This is a genomic window from Actinomadura sp. NPDC049382 (genome assembly GCF_040677125.1).
Taxonomy (GTDB): Bacteria; Actinomycetota; Actinomycetes; order Streptosporangiales; family Streptosporangiaceae; genus Spirillospora; species Spirillospora geliboluensis.
Genome location: NZ_JBFARO010000006.1, coordinates 174,539 through 197,231, shown reverse-complemented (window position 1 = coordinate 197,231; position 22,693 = coordinate 174,539). Strand labels below are relative to the sequence as shown.

Genomic DNA, 22,693 nt, shown 5'->3' with positions numbered 1-22,693 from the left:
CCTCAACCGGCGGCCACGGGTCGGGCGGCCGGAGGGCGCCCTAGCGCCCGGAGGCCGCACGACCCGCCGACGCAGGCGACCGCAGCGACGCCACGCACACCCGCACAGGCACGCCAGACCGCAACGGCGGCGTGAGGATCGCCTGCGTCGCGACGGGGGTTCCAGGGGGTCGCCCCCCTGGGAGAACACAGCGTGAGGATCGCCTGCGTCGTGACCGGGGTTCCAGGGGGTGGCCCCCTGGGTGTTACAGCGTGATGGTCTCGATGGGGAGGCTGGAGTCTGCCGGTAGTTCCAGGTCGGACGGATGGCGGCCTGAAGCGACGAGTTCCGAGCCCAGGGCGGCGACCATCGCGCCGTTGTCGGTGCAGAGTTTCGGGCGGGGGACACGGAGGCGGACGCCCGCGGCCTCGCAGCGTTCGGCGGCCAGGGCGCGCAGGCGGGAGTTCGCGGCGACGCCGCCGCCGATCAGCAGGTCGCGGACGCCGTTGTCCTTGCAGACCTTCAGCGCCTTCTGCGTCAGGACGTCGACCACGGCCTCCTGGAATGACGCGGCCACGTCCGCGATCGGGACGGGCTCGCCCGCCCGCTCCTTGGCCTCGACCCAGCGGGCCACCGCCGTCTTCAGGCCGGAGAACGAGAAGTCGTAGGTGCCGTCCTTGTACTTGCCGCGCGGGAACGCGATCGCGGCGGGGTCGCCCTCGCGGGCCATGCGGTCGATCACCGGGCCGCCGGGAAAGCCGAGGTCGAGGACCCGCGCGACCTTGTCGAACGCCTCGCCCGCCGCGTCGTCGACCGTGCTGCCGAGCGAGTGGACCTCGTCCGTCACGTCCGGGACGAGCAGGATCGAGGAGTGGCCGCCCGACACCAGCAGCGCCACGCACGGCTTCGGCAGCGGGCCGTGTTCGAGCTGGTCGACGCAGACGTGCGCGGCCAGGTGGTTGACGCCGTACAGCGGCTTGCCCAGCGACAGCGCGTACGCCTTCGCGGCGGCGACGCCGACCATCAGCGCGCCCGGCAGGCCCGGCCCGGCGGTGACGGCGAACGCGTCCACGTCGGCGAACGTGACGCCGGCGTCCGCGAGCGCGCGCTCGACGGTCGGCCCCATCGCCTCCAGGTGGGCGCGCGAGGCGACCTCCGGCACGACGCCGCCGAACCGGGCGTGCTGGTCGACGCTGGAGGCGATGGCGTCCGCCAGCAGCGTGTGCCCGCGCACGATCCCGACCCCGGTCTCGTCGCAGGAGGTCTCGATGCCGAGCACCAGCGGCTCGTCCCGAATCATCAGTTCTCCCGGTTGAAGCCCATCGGCGGACGGCGGGTGAGCGGGCGGCTCATCACGATCGCGTCCACGTCGGAGGGCTGGTAGTAGCGCTTGCGGAGGCCGACCTTGACGAAGCCGAACCGCTCGTAGAGGCGGTGCGCGGCGTCGTTGTCGGCGCGGACCTCCAGGAACACCGCCTCGCTGTTGCGGCGGACGGCCTCGTTCAGCAGCGCGGTGAGCAGCGCCGCGCCGATGCCGTCCTTGCGCCGGTCGGCGCGCACCCCGATGGTCTGCACGTCGGCCTGCCCGCCCGCGGCGGCGAGGCCCGCGTACCCGACGATCTCGCCGCCGGGCTCCTCGGCGACGACGTAGTGGCGGGTGCGCGGCTGCTCGGCGAGTTCGCCGCGGAGCATCTCCTCGCTCCAGGCGTCCTCGGGGAACAGGGCCTCCTCCAGCCGGTGGACGGCCGGCAGGTCGGCGTCGGTCATCGGCCGCAGGACGACACCGGTCATGCCGGGGTCACCTTCTTGCGGGGCCCCGGCTCCTTCGCGTCGGGGCGGCGCAGGTAGAGCGGCTCCGGCGGGAGGAGTTCGGGGACCTTGAGCCCGGCCAGGCGGGCGACGGTCAGCTCCGCGAGGGCGCCGGCGGACGGCAGCAGGGGCTCGTGACCGGATTCGCCCAGGACGTCGGGGTAGAGGGCGGCGCCCTCGCCGACGACGGGCAGGCCCTCGGGGACGTCCGACGGCGGGCCCACGGCGGGTTCGGTGGCGCGCGCGCGTGCCGAGTCGTACCGCGCCCAGTAGACCTCTTTGCGGCGGGCGTCGGTGGCGACGACGAACGGTTCGTCCCGTCCGGTGGCCCAGGCGATGATGTCCAGCGTGCAGACCCCGTGCACGGGGACGCTCAGGGCCTCCCCCATGGCGCGGGCGGTGACCAGCCCGACGCGCAGCCCCGTGTAGGGGCCGGGCCCGACGCCGACGGCGATCGCGCTGAGGTCTTCGGGGACCGCTCCGGCCTCCGCCATCACCTGCGCGATGGACGGTGTGAGCAGTTCGGTGTGTCTGCGCCGGTCGACGGCCTCGGCGGTGCCGCGCGGTACGGCGCCCTCACCCGGAATCCACTCGTACAGCGCCACGGTGACCGCGGCGGTCGCGGTATCGAAAGCCAAGACCAGCACGGGTTGTAAGCCTACCGGTCAGGCGGCGGGCCGTGGCCTCGGACGGTCAGCCCTGTTCGAGGGCCTGGATCACGGTCTTGGCGACCTCGGTGGCCCCGCCGGTGGCCGCCCCGGACGAGAGCGGGTCGCCGTCGTCGGAGCCCGCGTAGTGGATCGTGACGAGGACGTTCGCGAGCCGGATGTTGCCGACGGCCTCGCCGGACCCCTGCCCCTTGTCCACGCTGTAGACGATGTAGCCGTCGTCGCCGACGTCCTTGGTCCGGGTCTTGTCGGTGAGCTTCTGCCCGGGCAGCAGCGCCTTGCCGGACTCGTCGGCGGTGCGCTCGGAGATGAGCGTCCTGCTCGCGGCGTCCGTGGGCGTCCGGCCCGCGTCGCCCGCGATCGCGCGGAGTTCGACGGTGAGCTGGCGCTTGGTGTCGCCCGCGTAGGCGCCCCACACGCACTGGTTCTGCCGCTCGTTGCTCTGGTAGTTGTCGGCCTGGGTGCGCTCGGAGCCCGGCGCGAGCCGGTCGATGAGGTCCTGGGCGACGATCGTGCAGGCGTCGGGGACGACGCTGCGCTCGCCCTTCGCCGTCGGGGAGCTCTCGGTGGCGCCGCTGCCGACGATCTGGCCGCCCTCCTTGTCGCCGCTCGCGCCGACGCCGGTCAGGACGACGACCACCGCGAGGACGCAGACGGCGATGCCGGCGCCGACGCCGCCGAGGATCGCGGCCCAGCGCCGTCCGCCGCGGCCGTCGCGCGCCACCCGGTGGCTGCCGGTGCGGTACCCGCCGCTGGCCGAGCGGTACCCGCCCGTGTCCGAGCGGTAGCCGCCGCTGCCGGAGCGGTAGCCGCCGGTGTCGCGCCGGCCGCCTGCTCCGCTGCCGCCCGCCGTCCGGTACCCGCCGGTGTCGGAGCGGTAGCCGCCGGTTTCGGACGGGTAGCCGCCGCTCCCGGTCTGGTAGGGGCCGGTCTCGCGCTGGTAGGGGCCGCTGTCGCTCTGGTAGGGACCGCTCCCCGTCTGCCCCGGCCCGTAGCCGCCGGACCCGTAGCCGCCCGACTCATGGGCGCCGGAACCGGAGCCGGACGCGGCGTAGCCGCCCGTGCCGTATCCACCGCCGTCCGGCCGGTAACCGCCGCCTGGCCCCTGGCCACCGCCCGAACCGCGGTAGCTGTCGCGGTCACTACCGCTGCGATGGCTACCACTCACCGGTTCCCACTCCCGTTGAGAATCGATATGTCGTAAGTGAGGCTTGTTCCGGCAAAGAGTACGACATGTGGCCGTAAAGTGGACCACCCCGGTTGGCAAAAAACGGAGAAGTTGCCCTCAGCCGGTCATCCGGCGTCGAGTTCCAGGTCGGACCAGCGATGACCGACCCCGACGATCCTTACTTCGCGTTCCTCACCGGGCCCGTCACCGCGCGAAATGATCACTTCCAGCCGGTCCTCGGCAAGGCCCTCCGCGAGCCCTTCTCCCCATTCCACGACCGTCACCGATTCCGTCATCGACGCATCAAGATCCAGATCGTCGAGTTCCGCGAAACCGCCCAGTCGGTAGGCGTCCACGTGCACCAGCGACGGGCCGCCGGCGAGCGAGGGATGCACCCGCGCGATGACGAACGTGGGCGAGGTGATCGGCCCCCGCACCTTCAGCCCCTCGCCGATCCCCTGCGTGAGCGTCGTCTTGCCCGCGCCGAGATGGCCCGTCATCACGAGCAGGTCGCCCGCCCGGAGCCGCGCGGCGAGGCGCAGCCCCAGTTCGTGCATGTCCGCCGCGGTCGGGACGGTGACGGTGAACGCTTTCACGCGGTTCGCTCCTCCTCCTGCTCGGGACGTTCCTCGGGGCGGACCCGGGCGATCAGCCGCCGCAGCCCGCCGGTCACCACGCCGGGGTACTCCAGCGGCAGCACGTGCCCGGCCTCCTCCACCTCCACCAGCTCCGCGTCCGGCAGCTCCGCCGCGATGCGGCGGGAGTGCTCGGCCGGGGTCAGCCGGTCCCGCCCGGCGGCCAGCACCAGCACCGGCACCCGGCCGAGGACGCCGAGGCAGCTCGTCTTGTCGTGGCCCATCAGCGCCGGATAGAACTCCGCGATCACGTCGATCGGCGTCGCCCGGATCATCTGCTCCAGGAAGTCGACGACGGACGGGCTGACGTACTTGTCGGCGAACGCCATCTTCCGCGTGACGACGAACGCCAGGTCGGCGCCGAGCCCGCGGGCCCGCTCCACCAGCTCGGCGCGGCGGCCGAGACCGCGCAGCGCCCCGGGCGCCAGCGGCCGGACGGCCTTCGCCAGCACCAGCGGCAGCCCGAGCGTCATCTCCGCCAGCTCGCCGCACGAGGTGTTGACCAGCGCCACGCCCGCGACCCGCCGCTCGAACACCTCCGGATGCCGCTCCGCCAGCGCCATGATCGACATGCCGCCCATGGAGTGCCCGACGAGGACGACGCGCTCCTCCGGGCCCGTCGTCGCCTCCAGCACCGCGAGCAGGTCGTCGCCGGTCTGCTCGATCGTCGCCCGCACCGGCGCGCTGCGCCCCGACCGGCCGTGGCTGCGCTGGTCCCAGAAGACCATCCGCACCAGGCCCCGCAGGTCGCGGCGCTGGTAGTGCCACGAGTCCTGGTTGAGGGTGTAGCCGTGGCAGAACACGACGGTGAGGCCGGCGTCGTCGGGGCCGTCCACCTCGACGTGCAGCGGGACGCCGTCCGCGGCCTCGAGCGTCAGCTCCCGCCCGCGCAGCTCGCCGAACGGCTCACCGGCGTCCGGGTCGGGCCGCAGCCGCACCCGGCCCACCGCGAAGCGCCGCAGCCCGACGGCCGCGCCCACGCCCGCCGCGCCGGCGCCCGCGACGACCCCGGCCAGGCCGATCCTGCGTCTGCTCCTGCTGTCCATGCACGCGCCCCCTACAGCGCCCGTCCCGGATACGCCCTCGGCACCCGGGACCCGATGCGGGTGACGATCTCATAGGAGATCGTGCCCAAGGCGTCCGCCCACTCCTGCGCGGTCGGCTCGCCGCGGTCGCCCGGCCCGAACAGGATGACCTCGTCACCCGCCGCCAGCCGGTCGTCGCCGAGGTCGATGACGAACTGGTCCATGCAGACCCGCCCGGCGATCGTCCTGCGGCGCCCACCCGCGAGGACCTCCAGGAGATTGGACCCGTTCCGGGGGATCCCGTCGCCGTACCCGACGGGCACCACGGCCAGGTTGGCGGCCGCTCGCGTGGTGTAGGTGTGACCGTACGACACTCCGCGGCCTGCTGGGACCCGCTTGACCAGGGCCGCGTCCGCCACCAGCGTCATCGCCGGGCGCAGCCCGAACGTCCCGAGCCGGGGCACCGGCGTCAGCCCGTAGGTCGCGATCCCGGGACGGACGAGGTCGAACCGCGCCTCCGGCAAGGTCAGCGCGGCCGCCGAGTTGGCGATGTGCCGGACCTCGAACCGCGCGCCCGCCTTCTCCGCGTACGCCGCCATCTCGGTGAACGCGCCGAGCTGCGCCGCGATCGACGGATGGCCGGGCTCGTCCGCGCAGGCGAAGTGCGACATGACCCCGACGACCCGCACCTGCCCGGCGGCCTCCGCCTTCAGCGCCGCGTCGACCAGCGCCTCCCAGTCCGCACCGCTCGCCCCGCCCCGGGTCATGCCCGTGTCGGCCTTCAGATGGATCCGCGCCTGCCGCCCGGCCCGCTCCGCCGCCCGGACGACCTCGTCCAGCAGCCAGACCGCCCCCACGGTGAGGTCGACGTCCTTCGCGACGGCCTCCGCATACGGCTCCCCGGGCACCCCGATGCACACCAGCGTCCGGACCGTGACACCGGCGTCCCGCAGCCGCAGCGCCTCGGCCAGCTTCGCGACCCCGAGCCACGACGCACCGCCCGCGAGCGCCGCCCCCGCCGCCTCGACCAGCCCGTGCCCGTACGCCTCGGCCTTCACCATCGCCATGACCTCGGCCCCCCGCGCCCGCTCGCGCAGCAGCCCGACGTTGTCGCCGATGGCGCCCAGATCAACACGCGCCTCCGCAGGAACCCTCATGAAACCAAGTGTGCAGTATTTATTGCTTCGCCCTCGGCGTCAGGCGCTGGCGCGCCTTCCTTCCACGGGCTTCGCGGCGATCGCTGCATCGCTTCGGCTCGCCTTGCGGCTCGCTGCGCGATCAGGTTCTCGCTTCGCTCGAACCTGGCTTCGCACGCGATCGCAACGCTGACCTCCGCGCGGGCCTGGCTTAGGGACGATCAGCTTGCGGTGGTCGCGTGGTGGCTGTGCACAACGGGCGTAGCGGCGATCGCTGCATCGCTTCGGCTCGCCTTGCGGCTCGCTGCGCGATCAGGTTCTTGCTTCGCTTGAACCTGGCTTCGCACGCGATCGCAACGCTGACCTCCTCGCGGGGCCTGGCTTAGGGACGATCGACTTGCTGTGGTCGCGTGGTGGCTGTGGTTTTTGGCTGGGTGTGACCGCTGAGGTCTTTGCGGGGGGCTTGTGGTTAGTGGGTGATGGTGCGGAAGGCGGCGGGGAGGGAGGTGATGACGTCGTGGGCGCTTATGGGGGATTCGGCGCCTGGGGTGGGGGCCGCGGCCAGGCGGGCGGCCAGGCCGTGGAGGTAGGCGCCTGCCGTGGCGGCGTCCAGGGCGGGGAGGCCGCCGGCTAGGAGGGCGCCGATCAGGCCGGACAGGACGTCGCCCGTGCCGGCGGTGGCTAGGCGGGGGGTGCCTGTGGGGTTGACCCTGACTGGGCGGTCGGCCTCGGCGATCAGCGTTGTCGAGCCCTTGAGCAGGACGGTCGCGGAGAGTTCGGCGGCGGCGCGGCGGACGTGGTCGAGGCGGGCGGCCTCGATGGCGGCGCGGTCGGCGGCGATCAGGCGGGACAGCTCGCCCGCGTGCGGGGTGAGGACGGTCGGGGCGGCGCGGGCCAGCAGGTCGCGGCGGCGGGACAGGACGGTGAGGCCGTCGGCGTCGACGAGGACGGGCAGGTCGGTGGACAGGACCGCTTCGAGGAGGGACTCGGCGGCGTCGCCTGTGCCGAGGCCGGGGCCGACGACCCAGGACTGGACGCGGCCGATGCGCTCCAGGACCTTGGCGTCGTGGCGGCCGGGGTCGATGACCGTGGTGACGGCCTCGGGCCAGCGGTGCCGGACGAGTTCGACCGGGTGCGCGACGGAGGCGAAGCGGACCATGCCCGCGCCGCCGTGGACGGCGCCGCCGGTGCACAGGACGGCGGCGCCGGTGAACTCGTCGCCGCCCGCGAGGACGCCGACGACGCCGCGCCGGTACTTGTCGGACTCGGCGCCGGGCTCGGGCGGCTGGACGTCGGCCGGGCGCGGCGCGACGACGTCCGGGTCGGGCAGGTCGGGGCCGAGCCCGATGTCGACCAGTTCGACCACTCCGCAGTGGGACGCTCCGGGGTCGATGAGAAGGCCCGGCTTGTACGTGCCGAAGGTGACGGTGACGTCGGCGTGGACGGCGGCGCCGTCGACGCGGCCGGTGCTCGCGTCCACGCCGCTCGGCACGTCGCAGGCGACGACGAGGGCGGCGGACTCGGCGGCGAGCGCGGCGTAGCGGGCGTGCGGTTCGCGGAGGCCGCCGGTGCCGCCGATGCCGGTGAGGCCATCGATGACCAGGTCGGCGCCGGCGATGGCGGCCTCCGCGCCGGTGGGCAGGAGGCGGCCGCCGGCGGCGAGGAGGTCGGCCAGCCCGGCCTCGTGGATCTTGGAACCGGCCTGCACGGCGCGGACGCGGGCGCCGCGCCGGGCGAGGCGTGCGCCGGCGTAGAGGGCGTCGCCGCCGTTGTCGCCGCCGCCGATCAGCAGGACGACGCGGGAGCCGTACACGGCGGGCAGGAGGCGGGCGCAGACCGAGGCGAGGCCGGCGGCGGCGCGCTGCATGAGGGCGCCGTCGGGGACGCGGGCCATCAGGGCCCGCTCCGCCGCCCGGACCTTGCCGACCTCGTGCGCGTACCTCATCCCCGGCTCCCCCGCTCGGTCATACGGACAGAGTGCCACGGAGGGCGCGTCCCAATCCCGCGCACCGGCCATTTGTACCTTGCGCTGCAACTTTCGGTGTCATGTGCGCAAAAGAATCATCGGCCGTAGAATCTTCCCCATCCGCTCCGATGTATTCGCACTGCGGCGCTCAGGTGCGGCAGAATGCGCCCTGATCAGTCCGCCGGGACTGGAGAGGCCCGAGTAGATGAGCACTTCCCGAGGTCCCTCCGTCCGGCAGCGCCGGCTCGCCGCCGAGCTCCGGAGGCTGCGCGAGCGCAGGGGTCTCACCGGGGACGAGGTCGCCGAGCGGCTCGCCTGGTCCACCGCCAAGGTGAGCCGGCTGGAGAACGCGCGCACCGGCGCGAAGATCGGCGACGTGCGGCGGCTGCTGGAGCTGTACGAGATCGACGGCCCCCGGCACGCCGACCTCATCTCGCTGGCGCACGACGCGGCGCAGCGCGGCTGGTGGGAGGAGTACCGCGACCTGCCGAGCTCGCTCGCGGATTTCATCGCCCTGGAGTCCGAGGCCACCGCGGCCAAGGAATGGGGCAGCACCGTCTTTCCCGGCCTGCTGCAGACCGAGGACTACGCGCGGCACGTCATCGGCGGCTGGAGCGACCTCGCCACGCTGCCGCCGCAGGAACTGGAACGCCGGGTGGACGTGCGAATGCGGCGCCGCGCGCTGCTGGACGGCCCGCATCCGCTGGAACTCTCGGTGGTGCTGGACGAGTCGGTTCTGCAGCGCCTGATCGGCGACCGGAAGGTCATGCGCGAGCAGCTCGAACATCTGTGCCGGATGACCGAGTCGCCGAACGTGACCGTGCAGATCCTGCCCTTGGGTATCGCACACTCGGTGTTGGCTGAATCGTTTATCCTTCTGGAATTCTCACCGGTGCATGACATCGTTTTCCCTGATATCGTGCACGTGGAATCCCTGACAATCAGCCACTTTGCGGATGAGGCTGTTACCTATATGTACAGGCTCGCCTATTCAAGCCTGGCGGGCCAGGCGCTGGACGCCGACGAATCCCGGCGGCGCATCGCCGCGGCCAAAGACGCCTGGTGACGGGTCCGCTAAGGGGCTCAATCCTTGTGAAAGGCACCGAGTGTCCCCTTTCGCCACTCCTGCTCCGCAATGGAGGAGAAGCGCCCACTGCGGGGCGAGCAACACGTGCGTCGAGATCGCCGCACTGGCCGGTTCGTCCCATTCCATCGGGGCGCGCGACGCCAAGCACGGTACGCAGAGCCCGGTCCTGTCATTCTCGTCCGGAGAGTGGCAGGACTTCCTCGAACGAGCCAAGAAGGGCGAATTCGATCTGGGCCGATGAGGCGGCGCTGAGCCGCCGCTGAGGCCCCCTTCCGCCGCCTCACGAGGGCCGGCGGAGGGCCATGCCGCACGGGCCGGGTCCACGCTAGACCCGGCCTGTCGCCACCCCACCCGAAACTCTGGTCCTACCTCGCCGCGCCGGTCACACGGGTACCGCGCCACCCGTCCGTGATCAGGCGTTTTTTGCGATCTTGTTACCGTGTGCTTGATGTACCGGCAGCGCGGCCGCGGACAAGGCAACTTTCGATGCAGGGAGCCGGAATGAGTTTCCGTGGGACACCCCCCGCCCAGTGGAGGAGAAGCACCCGATGCGGCGCCAGCAACGGCTGCGTCGAGGTCGCCCGTCTTGACGGCGAGGCGATATCCGTGCGCGATACCGAGGACACCGTGACGATCCTCAGGTTCGGCCCCGGTGAATGGCGCAGGTTCACCGAGCACGTCCGGGACGGCCGCTACGACCGCCCCTGAAAGAAACTCTGCAACTTGCATCTCCGCTGAGAATTCCAACCGGCCGGAGAATTTCATTTCACGATGGGCGAGATGATCGAGTGAGTGGCGTTCGTCACGCCACTCGGACGCCCTTCGGCACGCGGAAAAGGGGCGTCCGCAGCCGGGCGGTGGTCAGGGCGACGGCGCCCGCCGCGAGCGCGAGGTCGAAGGCCAGCCCCCACGGCCACACCGCCGCCTCGGCGTCCGGGTCGTGCCGGTGGGGGCCCTTGCCCTTGCGGGTGTCGCGCACGCTGCGGCTCAGCTCGCCCAGCGGGTCGGCCGACGGCGGCCGGCTGAACACCTGGTCGCCCACGACGATCCTGCGCTCGGGCAGCCGCGGCGCCGCGTCGGCGAGCACGACGACCGGGTTCGGGGACAGCAGCCACCAGACGCGCTCGCTGTGCTCGACGGTGTAGCCCTCGTACGGGGTGGTCCGGTGCTCGCCGGTGAACTGGAGGGCGATCGAGTACAGCAGCGGCGTCCCGGCGAGGAGGACGAACACCGTGATGTAGGACATCAGCACCGAGGTGATGCTGCGCGCGAGGACCGCCGACCACGCCTGGCTGATCGCGCAGACCACGCCGATGAGCAGGGCCGTGACGCTGAGGACGGCCTGCGCCCGCAGCGGGCTGATCACCCCTTCGGCGACCGGGAGCAGCAGGACCGGCAGCGTGAGCAGGAGGGCGGCCAGGCCCGTCCCCCACGCGGCGGCGAGCTTGCCGAGCGCGATCTCGCCGGGCGTGAGCCGGGTGACCTGGAGGGTGGCGAGCGTCCCGCGCTCCCGGTCCCCGTTGATCGACTGGCCGCTGAGCGCGGGCGTGACCAGCAGCGTCAGCACCAGCACCCCGAGCAGGACCCCGCCGAACATCGGGACGCCGGGCCGGTCGTCGGACGAGCCCCCGCCGGCCTCCAGCGCCAGCCGGAACAGCAGGCCGAGCCCGTTGACGGTCAGGAACCAGGCCGCGAGCAGCGCCTTCCACCGGCCCGTCCGCAGCCGGGTCCTGATCTCCTGCCGTGCCACCAGGCCGATTCCGCGCGCGGTCATCGCCGGTCACCTCCGGGTCTCGGTCATCGCCAGGTAGGCCGATTCGAGCGCGCCGCCCGCGGGGGCGAGCCCGCAGACGGGCACCCCGGCCTTGACCAGCTCGGCCAGCAGCGCCGCCGCCTCGGCCTCGGTGAGCGGGCCGACCTCGGCGCCGCCCGGCAGTTCGGTGGTCCGCAGCGCCGGCAGCCCGCCGGGCGGGTCGGCCAGGGCCGCGGCCAGCGGTCCGGGGTCGAGCGAGCGGACGCGCCACCGGACGCGCGACGACGTGCCGGCGAGCTCCGCCATCGTGTGCTCGCCGACCGTCCGGCCGTGGTCGACCAGGACGACCCGGTCGGCGATCTCCTCCAGCTCGCTGAGGATGTGGCTGGAGACCAGCACCGCGACGCCCTCCGCCGCCAGGGAGCGCAGCAGGTCGCGCAGTTCGACGCGCGAGCGCGGGTCGAGGCCGGAGGCGGGCTCGTCCAGCAGCAGGACGCGGGGGCGGTGCACGAGGGCGCGCGCCATCCCGAGCCGCTGCTTCTGCCCGCGCGACAGCGCGTGCACCGGCCGCCCGACATGGTCGTCCAAGCGGACGAGGGTGAGCAGCGCCTTGACCCGGCGCTGCCGCTCCGCCTTCGGCAGCCCGTAGGCGTCCGCGAAGAACGCCAGGTACTCGTCCACCGTGAGCTGGTCGTACACGCCGAAGACGTCGGGCATCCAGCCGAGCGCGTCGCGCGCCCGCGCGGGGTGGGTCAGCGCGTCGTGCCCCGCGATCCGCACCGTGCCCGCGTCGGGCGCGAGGAGCGTCGCGAGGATCAGCAGCAGGGTCGTCTTGCCCGCGCCGTTCGCGCCGACGAGCGCCGTGACCTGCCCGTACGGGACGGTGATGTCGAGGCCGCGGAGCGCCTCCACCGGCCCGAACCGCCGTGTGACACCGTGCGCCTCGACGCCAAGGGCGCCACCGAGGCCGCCGTCTTCCGCCACCCGCCACCTCCGCCGCCGCCGGGCCGGTCCGATCTCGCTTGGACGCGGCCCGGAATCGGCGGGTTCCGGCGGGTCTACTCCACCGTGACGGACTTGGCGAGGTTGCGCGGCTGGTCGACGTCGTGGCCCTTGGCGGTGGCCAGCTCGCAGGCGAAGACCTGCAGCGGCACGGTCGTGACCAGCGGCTGCAGCAGCGTCGGGACGGCCGGGACGCGGATCAGCGTGTCCGCGTACGGCTCCACCGACTCGTCGCCCTCCTCGGCGATGACGATCGTCCGGGCGCCCCGGGCGCGGATCTCCTGGATGTTCGACACGATCTTGTCGTGCAGCACGTCCCGCGCGCGCGGCGGCACCACGACCACCACCGGCAGGTTCTCCTCGATCAGCGCGATCGGGCCGTGCTTCAGCTCGCCGGCGGCGAAGCCCTCGGCGTGCATGTAGGCGAGTTCCTTCAGCTTCAGCGCGCCCTCCAGGGCGACGGGGAAGCCGACGTGGCGGCCGAGGAACAGCACGCAGTGTTCGCCCGACAGCGACCGGGCCAGCTCGCGGACCGGCTCCATGGTCTCCAGGACCTTGTCGACCTTCTCCGGCATCCGCTCCAGGAGCTGCACCATGGCGAACACCTCGTCGCCCCACTTGGTGCCCCGCACCTGCGCGAGGTACAGCGCGATGAGGTAGACGGCGACGAGCTGGGTCAGGAACGCCTTGGTGGACGCGACCGCGACCTCCGGCCCGGCGTGCGTGTAGAGGACGCCGTCGCACTCGCGCGGCAGCGTCGAGCCGTTGACGTTGCAGATGCCGAGCAGCTTGGCCTTCTGCTCGCGGGCGTGCCGGACGGCCATCAGCGCGTCCATCGTCTCGCCCGACTGGGAGATCGCGATGACCAGCGTGGACGGCGACAGGATCGGGTCCCGGTAGCGGAACTCGCTGGCCAGCTCCACCTCGCAGGGCAGCCCGGCCCAGTGCTCGATGGCGTACTTGGCGATCAGGCCCGCATGGTAGGACGTCCCGCACGCGACGATGATGATCTTGTCGACCTCGCGCAGCTCCTGGTCGGAGATGCGCATCTCGTCCAGGTGCAGCCGCCCGTCGGAGCCGATCCGGCCGAGCAGCGTGTCGGCGACGGCGCGCGGCTGCTCGGCGATCTCCTTGAGCATGAAGTAGTCGTAGCCGCCTTTTTCCGCGGCCGACACGTCCCAGTCGACGTGGTACTCCTTGATCTCGGCGGGACGGCCCTCGAAGTCGGTGACGGTGACCCCGTCGGCGCGCAGCTCGACGATCTGGTCCTGACCCAGCTCGATCGCGTCGCGGGTGTGCGCGATGAACGCCGCGACATCGCTGGCGAGGAAGTTCTCCCCGTCGCCGACGCCGACGACGAGCGGCGAGTTGCGGCGCGCCCCGACGACCAGGTCCGGGTTGCCGGTGTGCACGGCGACCAGCGTGAACGCGCCCTCCAGCCGGCCGCAGACGCGGCGCATGGCGTCGGCGAGGCCGCCGCCGGACTTCAGCTCGTCCTCCAGCAGGTGCGCGACGGCCTCGGTGTCGGTGTCGGACGCCAGGCCGTGCCCGGCCTCCTCCAGCTCGGCGCGCAGCGCGGCGAAGTTCTCGATGATCCCGTTGTGGATGACCGCGACGGAGCCGGTGCAGTCCACGTGCGGGTGGGCGTTCCGGTCGTTCGGCGGCCCGTGGGTCGCCCACCGGGTGTGCCCCATGCCCAGCGTCCCCGAGGGCGGCGGCTCCTCCTCCAGGGCGGCCCGGAGGTTCCCGAGCTTGCCCGCCCGCTTCGCCGTCGCCAGCTTCCCGTCGGCCAGCACGGCCACCCCGGCCGAGTCGTAGCCGCGGTACTCCAGCCGAGCCAGGCCCTCGACGACGACGTCGAGCGCCGGCCGGCCCCCTACGTACCCCACGATTCCGCACATGGCGGCAACTCTATTCGGTGTCCTGCCAGGGACCTACCCGCGGACGGCCCGGGCCGCTCCGCTAACGTGAACCGCCGGTGAAAACCCGGTGACCGGCTGACCAGCCCGGTTAATGTTCAGCCATGACGAGCGGATGGGACAGCGTGCCGAGCCCCTACGTGGAACTCTCCCGCGGCGCCTGGCGGGGCCTGCGCGAGAGCACCCCGCTGCCGCTCACGCCCGGTGAGCTGGACGCCCTGCGCGGCCTGAAGGACCCGATCGACATCACCGAGGTCGAGGAGGTCTACCTGCCGCTGTCCCGGCTGCTCAACCTGTTCTTCCTCGGCGACTGGCGGCTCCGCGACACCGTCAGCGGGTTCCTCGGCGGCGAGGTGCCGCCGACCCCGTTCATCATCGGCGTGGCGGGCAGCGTCGCGGTGGGCAAGTCGACGACGTCCCGGCTGCTGCGCACGCTGCTGGCCCGCTGGCCGGAGCACCCGACGGTGGAGCTGGTGACGACCGACAGCTTCCTGCACCCGAACGCCGTGCTGTCCGAGCGCGGGATCATGGACCGCAAGGGGTTCCCCGAGTCCTACGACCGGCGGGCGCTCGTCCGGTTCGTCTCGGAGATCAAGGCGGGCGCGGCCGAGGTGACGATCCCGGTGTACTCGCACCTGGAGTACGACATCGTGCCGGACGCGGCGCAGACCGTCCGGCGGCCCGACATCCTGATCGTCGAGGGGCTGAACGTGCTCCAGCCGGCGCCGCCCGGCACCCTCGGCGTGTCCGACTTCTTCGACTTCTCCATCTATGTGGACGCGCGGGTCGAGGACATCCGGCAGTGGTACATCGACCGGCTGTTCGCGCTGCGCCGCACCGCCTTCACCGACCCGCGCTCCTACTTCCACAAGTACGCGCACGAGCTGGACGAGGACGAGACCGCCGCGTTCGCGCAGCGCGTGTGGCGGGACGTCAACGAGATCAACCTCGTCTCCAACATCCTGCCGACACGCGCGCGCGCCACGCTCGTCCTGCACAAGGACCGCGACCACGCCGTCCAGCGCGTCCGCCTGCGCCGCATCTGAGCGGCCCTATCCCGGGCCTATCCGGCCCTATCCGGCCCGCCGTCAGCGCCAGGGGCCGGTGACGGCGAACGTCGTGCCCGGCGTGTAGACGTTGACGAACATCGTCCGCCCGTCCGGGGAGAAGGTGACCCCGGCGAACTCGCCCCACTCGGGCTCGTCCTCGGTGCCGATGTTCTGCCGGTTGCGGGCCATCGCGTAGACCTTCCGGCGGCGGGACACGCCGAACACGTGCTGCGCGCCGTTGCCGTCCTCGCACACCATCAGCCCGCCCTGCGGCGCCAGGCAGATGTTGTCGGGCGACTCGCCGGGCTTCTGCACGTCGGTGCCGGGCCCGAACACGATCACCAGGGTGAGCCGCCGGTGGCGCGGCTCGTACGACCACACCTGCCCGAAGTGGTCGGCGCGGGACCCGTCCGCCGTCTTGGCGAAGCTCGACACGAAGTAGACGCGGTCGCCGCCCCAGTAGCAGCCCTCCAGCTTCTGCGCGTGGGTGATGCCGCCGGGCCCGAAGTCCTGGAACCGGATCGGCGTCTCCTTCGCCAGCGGGTCGGGCACCTTCTTCCACTCGACGTGCTCGAACACGGTGCCGGGCTCCTGGACGACCGACAGGTCCGGGACGTCGGGGACGTGCAGCGCCTCCAGCCGTCCACCGGCGCGCAGGCTGCCGAACCCGCCGCGCGTCTCCTTCGGGAGGAACCGGTAGAACAGCCCGAACGGCTTCTCGAACGCGTCCTCGGTCTCGTAGACGGTGCCGTCGCGCGGGTCGACGGCGATGGCCTCGTGCTGGAAGCGGCCCATCGCGGTCAGCGGCTCCGGGACGGTCCTGCCCTGCCGGTACGGGTCGACCTCGAAGATGAACCCGTGGTCCTTGGTGTAGCCGTTGGTGCCGGCCTTGTCCTCGGTCTCCTCGCAGGTCAGCCAGGTGTGCCACGGGGTCGGGCCGCCCGCGCAGTTGACGGCCGTCCCGGCGATGGCGACGCGCTCGGCGCGCACCCGCCCGGCGCCGTCGACCTCCAGCGCGGTGCAGCCGCCGAGGCCCTCGGGGTCGTAGGTGACGCCCTCGACCGGTGGCACCCGGTGCTCGGCGTCCGGGCGGTTCTCGTGGTTGCGGACGAGCCACGTCCGGCCGCGTCCGGGGAAGGCGGCCATGCCGTCGCAGTGGCTCGGCACCGCGCCCTCGCCCGAGCGCAGCGGCTCGCCCTCCCGCGACAGGACGGTGTACCGGAACCCGCGCGGCAGGTCGAGCAGGCCCTTCGGATCGGGCACGAGCGGCCCGTAGCCGTCGTGGCGGCCGGCCGGCGCGGCGGCGGCGCTCCCGGCGAACAGCTGCTCCACGGCGCCGGTGAAGGCGATCCCCGCCCCCACCGCGCCCGTCCCCGCCAGGAGCCGGCGGCGCGTGACTGACATGGGTGCACACTCCCTGGTCTGGAACGATCAAAACCCTCCAGCCCGTTGTAACACGCGTCACACCGGCCGGATATGGCACACCTCGACAGGGCGTGTCAGGCACGGCGCCGCCGCCGGGGCCGGGCACCGTTCAGCGGGGTTCGATCTCCGCCAGGTGGGCGACGACCGTCTCGCTGAGGGCGGCGAACGCCGCGACCTGCTCGGGGGTCAGCAGGTCGATGAAGTGGCGCCGCACCGACTCGACGTGGTGGGGGGCGGCCTCCTCGATCGTCCGGCGGCCCTCGCCGGTCAGCACGATGACGGCGGCGCGGCCGTCCTCGGGGCTGGTGTGCCGGGTGACGAGGCCTCGCTGCTGCATCCGGGTCACATGGTGCGACAGGCGGCTCGGCGACCAGCGCATGTGCGCGGCGAGCTCGGTGAGCCGCAGCCGGGCGCCGGGGGTCTCCGAGAGGTTCGACAGCACGTCGTAGTCGGCCTCCGACAGGCCCGAGTCGGCGGCGAGGTCCCGGGCGACCTGCTGGTCGAGCAGCAGGGACAGGCGCCGGTAGCCGCGCCACGCGCGGTCCTCGGCGGGGGTGAGCCAGCGGGGTTCGTCCATGGCCGCCAGCTTAGTTGACATGTCACATACATCGCGACTAGCTTCCTTGACATGTCAAATAGATCGTCGGCGGCCCCCTCCGCCGCGTCCTCCCTGCGCTACGGCCTGAACATCTCGACCTCGGCGGAGCCGGGTAGCGACCCCGTCGCCGACGCCCGCCGGGCCGAGGAACTCGGCTTCGACTTCGTGTCCGCCTCGGACCACCCGTGCACCGAGCACCCGACCATGGAGACCTGGACGATGCTGTCGTGGATCGCGGCGGCGACGTCCACGATCGGCGTCGCGACCCGCGTCCTCGGCGTCCCCTACCGCAACCCCGCCCTGGTCGCGAAGATGGCCGAGACCTTCGACCGCCTCTCCGGCGGACGGCTCGTCCTCGGGCTGGGCGGCGGCTACTCCGACGAGGAGTTCCGGGCGTTCGGCATGCCCGTCCCCACCGCCCGCGACAAGGTCGACGGCCTGGCCGAGGCCGTCCGCATCACCCGCGGGCTGTGGTCGGAGCGGGCGTTCACCTTCCACGGCCGCCTGCACCGGACCACCGAGGCGCATCTGGAGCCCAAGCCCGAACGGCGCATCCCGATCTGGCTCGGCACGTTCGGCCCGCGCGCTCTCGACCTGACCGGGCGGGTGGCGGACGGGTGGATCCCGTCCCTCGGCTTCGCCCCGCCGGAGCAGGCCAGGGCCATGCGCGCACGCGTCCTCGCCGCCGCGGCGGACGCCGGGCGCGACCCCGCGGAGATCACCTGCGCCTACAACGTCGGCGTCCGGATCGACGCGCGGGCCGGAGACGACCCGGGCACGGTCGGCGGCCCGCCCGGCCACGTCGTCGAGACGCTCCTCGGGTTCATCGAGCTGGGCTTCACCACCCTCAACTTCATGCCCACCGGCCCCGGCCAGGACGAACAGGTCGAGCGGCTCGCCCGAGAGGTCCTGCCCGAACTGCGCAAAGCGGCCGGCTGAGCGCGGCACGCCGTCGCGGAGTGGTGATCGGAAATGTCCGTCGCCGCCACGATCATTGAGCGATGACCGACACTCCCCGCGTCGAGGACGCCGCCGAGAGCGACCTCCCCCGCCTGCTCGTCGAACCGCCGTGGACCCGCCGGACGCCCCGGAGCACGGAGCCGGTCGTCCTCAAGGGCCTGAAGCGCCCCAAGACGCCGGCCGCCGAGTCCTGGCCGCCCGGGGTGCGCGAGGAGTGGCTGAAGGCGGCGGACGGCTTCCAGCGGGCCTACGAGCCGCTCCCGGCGGACACCGACTGGGCCGCGGTGGCCGAGCACTACCGCAGCGGCGCCGCGCTGGAGGACCCGCGCGGCGGGGACCGCGCCCGCCGGTACTACCGGCTGGTCATGGACGGTCCCGGCGACCTCGCCGACGAACTCCTCGCCGACGTGCGCTACCACGGCGACTGGGCCGGCTGGGTGTACCGGGTCCCGCTCCGGCACTTCGCCGCCCGGCGCGGCCTCGCCGCCCACCCGCTGATCCTGCACGCCGCCAAGGCCCACCTGTCGTGCGCGGAGGCGCTCGTCCCGTTCGTGGACGACGCCACCGCGCAGCTGATGATCAACGCGCTCGGCCAGGTCGACGAGGCCGCGCGGCTCTGGTTCGGCTGGCACGGCCCGGCCGCGGCCCCGTTCGTCGTCCCGGAGGCGCTGCGCAAACCCGGGCCCAAGCGCACGAAGGCCGAGCAGGGCCTCGCGCTGATCGCCCGGGAGCACGGCGCCGACTGCCTCACGGAGGCGGCACGGACCTACGGCGAGGAGGCCGCCGCCGCGATCGCCGCGCTGGGCGTCGATCCGCTCGACCAGTACCCCGGCGAACTGCCGGAATGGGACGAGGAGCGGGTCCGCGAGCAGTTCCCTCGGCTGCTGCTGCGCGGCCGGGAGCGAGCCCTGCCGGTGGCGGCCGCCCGGCACTTCGTGACCATGCTGCTGATCTCCACGCCGAAGGACCCGTACCCGGGCTGCGAGCAGGTCATCGAGCTCTGCGACCCCGCGTCCCTCGCCGAGTTCGCCTGGGCGCTCCACGAGAACCAGCGCGGCGGCGGGCTGTGGGCCGCGCCGGGCGTCCAGTACGCGCTGCGGCGGCTCGGCGACGCCGGGACCGCCGCGCGGCTGGCCGCCCGGATGGCCCGCTGGGACAACTACTACACCTGGACGTTCAAGGGCTTCTCGGCGCTCGACGTGCTCATGGAGATCGACGCGCCCGCCGACGCCAAGCTCCGCCACCTCGACCGCATCGCCCGCCGCGGCGCCGATGCCAAGCACCTGCGGCCGCGGGCGCAGGGCCGGCTCAACGCCGCCGCCCGCGAGCGCGGGCTGTCGCCCGAGCAGCTCGCGGACCGGCTCGTCCCCGACCTCGGCCTGGACGCCGACGGCTCGCTCGTCCTCGACTACGGGCGGCGCCGGTTCCGCGTCGGGTTCGACGAGCAGCTCAAGCCCTTCGTGACCGACGCGGACGGCAAGCCGCGCAAGACGCTCCCGAAGCCGGGCGCCAACGACGACGAGACGCTCGCGCCGGCCGCCTACGCGCGGTTCTCCGAGCTGAAGAAGGAGGCCCGCGCCACCGCCGCCGACCAGATCAGGCGGCTGGAGGCGGCGATGTCGGCCGGACGGTCCTGGTCGCCCGAGGAGTTCGGCTCCCTCCTCGCCGGGCACCCGCTGATGCGGCACATCGTCCGGCGGCTGGTGTGGTCGGCGGGCGAGACCGCGTTCCGGGTCGCGGAGGACGGCACGCTCGCCGACGTCCACGACGACGCGTTCGACCCGGCGCCGGACGCCCGCGTGACGCTCCCGCATCCCGTCGTGCTCGGGGAGAAGGCCGTCGCGGCGTGGGCGGAGGTCTTCGCCGACTACGAGATCCTGCAGCCGTTCCCGCAGCTCGGACGCCCCGTCCACACCCTTGTGGACGACGAGCGCGCCTCAAGCCGCCTCACCCGCTTCGAGGGCGCCACCGCCCATTTCGGCAGGTTCATCGACATGACGTCCCGCGGCTGGAAGCTGGGCGAGAAGGAGACCGGCGGGTTCCGCCGCCAGGTGAACCTCATGACGCCCGGAGGCCCGCACGTCATGGTCGCGTTCGAACCGGGCATCCGGGTCATCTCCCCGGAGGAGTTCGCCGAGCAGACGATCGAGCGGGTCATGCTCATGACGGGCCCCTACTCCGGCGAGCAGCTCGCATTCGGCGAGCTCGACCCGGTCACGATCTCGGAGACGCTCGCCGAACTGACGCGCCTCACCGGCTGACCGGCCGGCCCTTCCGTCCACCGATCGGTGGACGGAAGGTTCAACCGGTCGAGGCTCATGCGGGCGAGGGCTCCGCGACCAGGCTTTTCCGCATGACGAACCTCCCTGTGCGCATGGCCCGGTGGAGCGCCGGGCACCCCTGGCGCGGCATCGCGGCCTGGTTCCTGTTCGTGGCGCTGTGCCTCGGCGTCGGAGCCTCGGTCGGCGGGCACGCCGCGACGACCGAGGACTTCTGGATCGGCGAGGCCGGACGGGCCGAGGCCCTGGCCACCGAGGGCGGGCTCCAGCAGCGGCCCGTCGAGCACGTCCTCATCACCGGCCGGGGGCCGGCGGCCGACGCGGCGGCGCAGGACGCCGCCGCGCGGATGAGGGCGCTCCCCGAGGTCGCGTCGGTGTCGGCGTCGGTGCGCTCGGCCGACGGGACGGCGGTCCGGGTCGACGTGGCCCTGAAGGGCCCCGAACTCGAAGGCAAGGACCACGTCGACCCGCTGCTCGCGCAGACGGCCGCGGTGCGGGCCGCCCATCCCGGAGTGAAGGTGGAGGAGACCGGCGGCCCGTCCATCAGCAAGGGCGTCGGCGAGCTGCGGAGCGACGACCTCGCCCGCACCGAGGTGATCGCCGTGCCGATCACGCTGGTCACGCTGCTGGCGGTGTTCGGCTCCTTCGCGGTCGCCGTCGTGCCGGTGGTGCTCGCGCTGTCCTCGATCGCGGCGGCGATCGGCCTGTCGATGCTCGCCTCGCACGCGTTCCCGGACGCCGGGATCGGCGCGAGCATCATCCTGCTGATCGGCATGGCCGTCGGCGTCGACTACACGCTGTTCTACCTGAAGCGGGAGCGGGAGGAGCGGGCGCGCTCCGGCGGCCGGCTCGACGCGCGGGCGACGGTGGAGCTGGCCGCCGCCACCTCGGGGCGCGCCGTGGTGGTGTCGGGGCTGGCGGTCGCCGTGTCCAGCGCGACGCTGTACCTGGCGGACGACGTCATCTTCTCCTCCATCGCGACCGCCGCGATCGTGGTCACGCTGGTCGCGGTGGTCAGCTCGCTGACCGTCCTGCCCGCCGTGCTGGCGAAGCTCGGCGCCTGGGCGGAGCGGCGGGCGGCCCGGCGCGGCCGTACGCCGAAGGCGCCGAGGATCGGCACCGGCCGGATCACCCGGGCGATGCTGCGCCCCACGGGCCGGCACCCCGCCGCGACGCTGGCCGTGTCGGCGCTGGCGATGCTCGCGCTGGCCGCGCCGCTGCTGACCCTCGACCTGACCGACATGGGCCGCGACAGCCATCCCCGCGAGATCGCCGCGATGCGCGTGTACGACCGGCTGAACGCTGCCTTCCCCGAGCTGAAGGCCACCCACCAGATCGTCGTGAAGGCCGGCGCGGGGGACACCGGCGAGGCGCGGGCGGCCCTGGCCGACCTGGCGCGGCGCGCCGAGCGCGACCCGCTGCTCGCCGGGACGTCCGAGCTGCGCACCTCGCCGGACGGGCGGATCAGCGTCCTCGAACTCCCCGTGCCGCGCCACGCCAGCAGCCCCGAGGCGCAGCGGTCCCTGGACCGGGTGCGGGACGAGTACGTCCCGGCGACGACCGGGCGCCTGGACGCCGAGACCGCCGTGACCGGCGACGTGGCCCGCTACGCCGACTACCCCGAGCACCAGGAGCGCAAGCTGCCGATCATCATCGGCGCGCTGCTGCTGGTCACGTTCGCGATGACGGTGTGGGCGTTCCGCTCGGTCGTCCTCGGCCTGGTCGGCGTCCTGCTGAACCTGCTGTCGGCGGGGGCGGCGCTCGGCCTGCTGACCGCCGTGTTCCAGGGGACGTGGGCGGAGGGCCTGCTCGGCTTCACCTCCACCGGCTCGATCGGCTCCCGCGTCCCGCTGCTGCTGCTCGTGATCCTGTTCGGCCTCTCGATGGACTACCAGGTCTTCGTGATCAGCCGGATCCGGGAGGCGGTGCTGCGCGGCGTCCCGACCCGGCAGGCCGTGCTGGACGGGATCGGCGGCTCGGCGAGCGTCGTGACCAGCGCCGCGTTCGTGATGGTGACGGTCTTCGCCAGCTTCGTCCCGCTGCACATCATGGAGATGAAGCAGATGGGCTTCGCGCTCGCGGTGGCCGTCCTGCTGGACGCCGCCGTCATCCGCATCATGGTGCTGCCCGCGCTGATGCTGCTGCTCGGCGACCGCTGCTGGTGGCCCGCGCGGAGCGTGCGGCGGGCCCGGGACGGCGGCGCCGAGAAGATCCCGCAGGCCATAGGCTGACCGG

General features: G+C 73.1%; 20 protein-coding genes. 7 read left to right on the top strand and 13 right to left on the bottom strand.

The window, feature by feature from the left end; all coding sequences use genetic code 11:
- Nucleotides 1-244 precede the first annotated feature (244 nt).
- The 8 genes from tsaD to AB0K34_RS06765 all read right to left on the bottom strand — a co-directional run bounded on the left by tsaD (nucleotide 245) and on the right by AB0K34_RS06765 (nucleotide 8,365).
- Nucleotides 245-1,279 (bottom strand): tRNA (adenosine(37)-N6)-threonylcarbamoyltransferase complex transferase subunit TsaD, encoded by a 1,035-nt coding sequence (gene tsaD / locus AB0K34_RS06800; protein WP_171069437.1) that lies wholly within the window; start codon nucleotides 1,277-1,279, stop codon nucleotides 245-247.
- Nucleotides 1,279-1,770 (bottom strand): ribosomal protein S18-alanine N-acetyltransferase, encoded by a 492-nt coding sequence (gene rimI / locus AB0K34_RS06795; protein WP_301175475.1) that lies wholly within the window; start codon nucleotides 1,768-1,770, stop codon nucleotides 1,279-1,281. Before rimI ends, tsaD begins: the two co-directional genes overlap by 1 nt.
- Entirely contained in the window at nucleotides 1,767-2,435 is a 669-nt protein-coding gene (tsaB, locus tag AB0K34_RS06790; protein WP_138641408.1) for a tRNA (adenosine(37)-N6)-threonylcarbamoyltransferase complex dimerization subunit type 1 TsaB, read from the bottom strand. Before tsaB ends, rimI begins: the two co-directional genes overlap by 4 nt.
- A gap of 46 nt (nucleotides 2,436-2,481) precedes the next feature.
- A complete protein-coding gene (locus AB0K34_RS06785; protein WP_364546194.1) occupies nucleotides 2,482-3,624 on the bottom strand; it encodes a hypothetical protein in 1,143 nt (380 codons plus the stop codon).
- A gap of 125 nt (nucleotides 3,625-3,749) precedes the next feature.
- On the bottom strand, nucleotides 3,750-4,181 hold the full coding sequence (tsaE, locus tag AB0K34_RS06780; protein ID WP_364546212.1) for a tRNA (adenosine(37)-N6)-threonylcarbamoyltransferase complex ATPase subunit type 1 TsaE: 432 nt from the start codon (nucleotides 4,179-4,181) through the stop codon (nucleotides 3,750-3,752).
- 35 nt (nucleotides 4,182-4,216) lie between these two features.
- On the bottom strand, nucleotides 4,217-5,305 hold the full coding sequence (locus AB0K34_RS06775; protein WP_364546191.1) for an alpha/beta hydrolase: 1,089 nt from the start codon (nucleotides 5,303-5,305) through the stop codon (nucleotides 4,217-4,219).
- A gap of 11 nt (nucleotides 5,306-5,316) precedes the next feature.
- Nucleotides 5,317-6,441: an alanine racemase gene (gene alr, locus AB0K34_RS06770; protein ID WP_364546188.1), complete on the bottom strand. Its 1,125-nt coding sequence runs from the start codon at nucleotides 6,439-6,441 to the stop codon at nucleotides 5,317-5,319.
- Between the two features lie 448 nt (nucleotides 6,442-6,889).
- On the bottom strand, nucleotides 6,890-8,365 hold the full coding sequence (locus AB0K34_RS06765; RefSeq protein ID WP_364546186.1) for an NAD(P)H-hydrate dehydratase: 1,476 nt from the start codon (nucleotides 8,363-8,365) through the stop codon (nucleotides 6,890-6,892).
- Nucleotides 8,366-8,591: 226 nt separating this feature from the next.
- Between AB0K34_RS06765 and AB0K34_RS06760 the strand changes: the two genes are divergently transcribed.
- The 3 genes from AB0K34_RS06760 (at nucleotide 8,592) to AB0K34_RS06750 (ending at nucleotide 10,181) form a co-directional block, all read left to right on the top strand.
- Nucleotides 8,592-9,452: a helix-turn-helix transcriptional regulator gene (locus tag AB0K34_RS06760; RefSeq protein ID WP_138637920.1), complete on the top strand. Its 861-nt coding sequence runs from the start codon at nucleotides 8,592-8,594 to the stop codon at nucleotides 9,450-9,452.
- On the top strand, nucleotides 9,343-9,714 hold the full coding sequence (locus AB0K34_RS06755; RefSeq protein WP_138637919.1) for a DUF397 domain-containing protein: 372 nt from the start codon (nucleotides 9,343-9,345) through the stop codon (nucleotides 9,712-9,714). Before AB0K34_RS06760 ends, AB0K34_RS06755 begins: the two co-directional genes overlap by 110 nt.
- A gap of 245 nt (nucleotides 9,715-9,959) precedes the next feature.
- A complete protein-coding gene (locus tag AB0K34_RS06750; protein ID WP_338072574.1) occupies nucleotides 9,960-10,181 on the top strand; it encodes a DUF397 domain-containing protein in 222 nt (73 codons plus the stop codon).
- 94 nt (nucleotides 10,182-10,275) lie between these two features.
- On the opposite strand, the gene AB0K34_RS06745 is transcribed toward AB0K34_RS06750, so the two are convergent.
- The 3 genes from AB0K34_RS06745 to glmS form a co-directional block, all read right to left on the bottom strand.
- Complete coding sequence (locus tag AB0K34_RS06745) at nucleotides 10,276-11,247, bottom strand: ABC transporter permease (RefSeq protein WP_138637917.1); 972 nt, start codon at nucleotides 11,245-11,247, stop codon at nucleotides 10,276-10,278.
- 6 nt (nucleotides 11,248-11,253) lie between these two features.
- Complete coding sequence (locus AB0K34_RS06740; protein WP_364546180.1) at nucleotides 11,254-12,210, bottom strand: ABC transporter ATP-binding protein; 957 nt, start codon at nucleotides 12,208-12,210, stop codon at nucleotides 11,254-11,256.
- 74 nt (nucleotides 12,211-12,284) lie between these two features.
- The gene (gene glmS, locus AB0K34_RS06735; RefSeq protein WP_138637915.1) at nucleotides 12,285-14,129 is read right to left on the bottom strand and encodes a glutamine--fructose-6-phosphate transaminase (isomerizing); all 1,845 of its coding nucleotides are present in this window, start codon (nucleotides 14,127-14,129) and stop codon (nucleotides 12,285-12,287) included.
- A 122-nt stretch (nucleotides 14,130-14,251) separates the two neighbouring features.
- Between glmS and coaA the strand changes: the two genes are divergently transcribed.
- Complete coding sequence (gene coaA, locus AB0K34_RS06730) at nucleotides 14,252-15,193, top strand: type I pantothenate kinase (RefSeq protein ID WP_138637914.1); 942 nt, start codon at nucleotides 14,252-14,254, stop codon at nucleotides 15,191-15,193.
- 42 nt (nucleotides 15,194-15,235) lie between these two features.
- Here the strand turns inward: coaA and AB0K34_RS06725 are convergent, their stop codons facing one another.
- Entirely contained in the window at nucleotides 15,236-16,600 is a 1,365-nt protein-coding gene (locus tag AB0K34_RS06725; RefSeq protein ID WP_364546176.1) for an alkaline phosphatase PhoX, read from the bottom strand.
- A gap of 130 nt (nucleotides 16,601-16,730) precedes the next feature.
- Complete coding sequence (locus AB0K34_RS06720) at nucleotides 16,731-17,198, bottom strand: MarR family winged helix-turn-helix transcriptional regulator (protein ID WP_138637912.1); 468 nt, start codon at nucleotides 17,196-17,198, stop codon at nucleotides 16,731-16,733.
- A 51-nt stretch (nucleotides 17,199-17,249) separates the two neighbouring features.
- Between AB0K34_RS06720 and AB0K34_RS06715 the strand changes: the two genes are divergently transcribed.
- From AB0K34_RS06715 to AB0K34_RS06705, 3 genes are all read left to right on the top strand, one after another.
- Nucleotides 17,250-18,158 carry an LLM class flavin-dependent oxidoreductase gene (locus AB0K34_RS06715; RefSeq protein WP_364546173.1) on the top strand — a complete coding sequence of 303 codons (909 nt, stop codon included), beginning with the start codon at nucleotides 17,250-17,252 and terminating at the stop codon, nucleotides 18,156-18,158.
- Nucleotides 18,159-18,220: 62 nt separating this feature from the next.
- Nucleotides 18,221-20,440 carry a DUF4132 domain-containing protein gene (locus AB0K34_RS06710; protein ID WP_364546170.1) on the top strand — a complete coding sequence of 740 codons (2,220 nt, stop codon included), beginning with the start codon at nucleotides 18,221-18,223 and terminating at the stop codon, nucleotides 20,438-20,440.
- 92 nt (nucleotides 20,441-20,532) lie between these two features.
- A complete protein-coding gene (locus tag AB0K34_RS06705) occupies nucleotides 20,533-22,689 on the top strand; it encodes an MMPL family transporter (protein ID WP_364546167.1) in 2,157 nt (718 codons plus the stop codon).
- The last annotated feature ends 4 nt before the right edge of the window (nucleotides 22,690-22,693 follow it).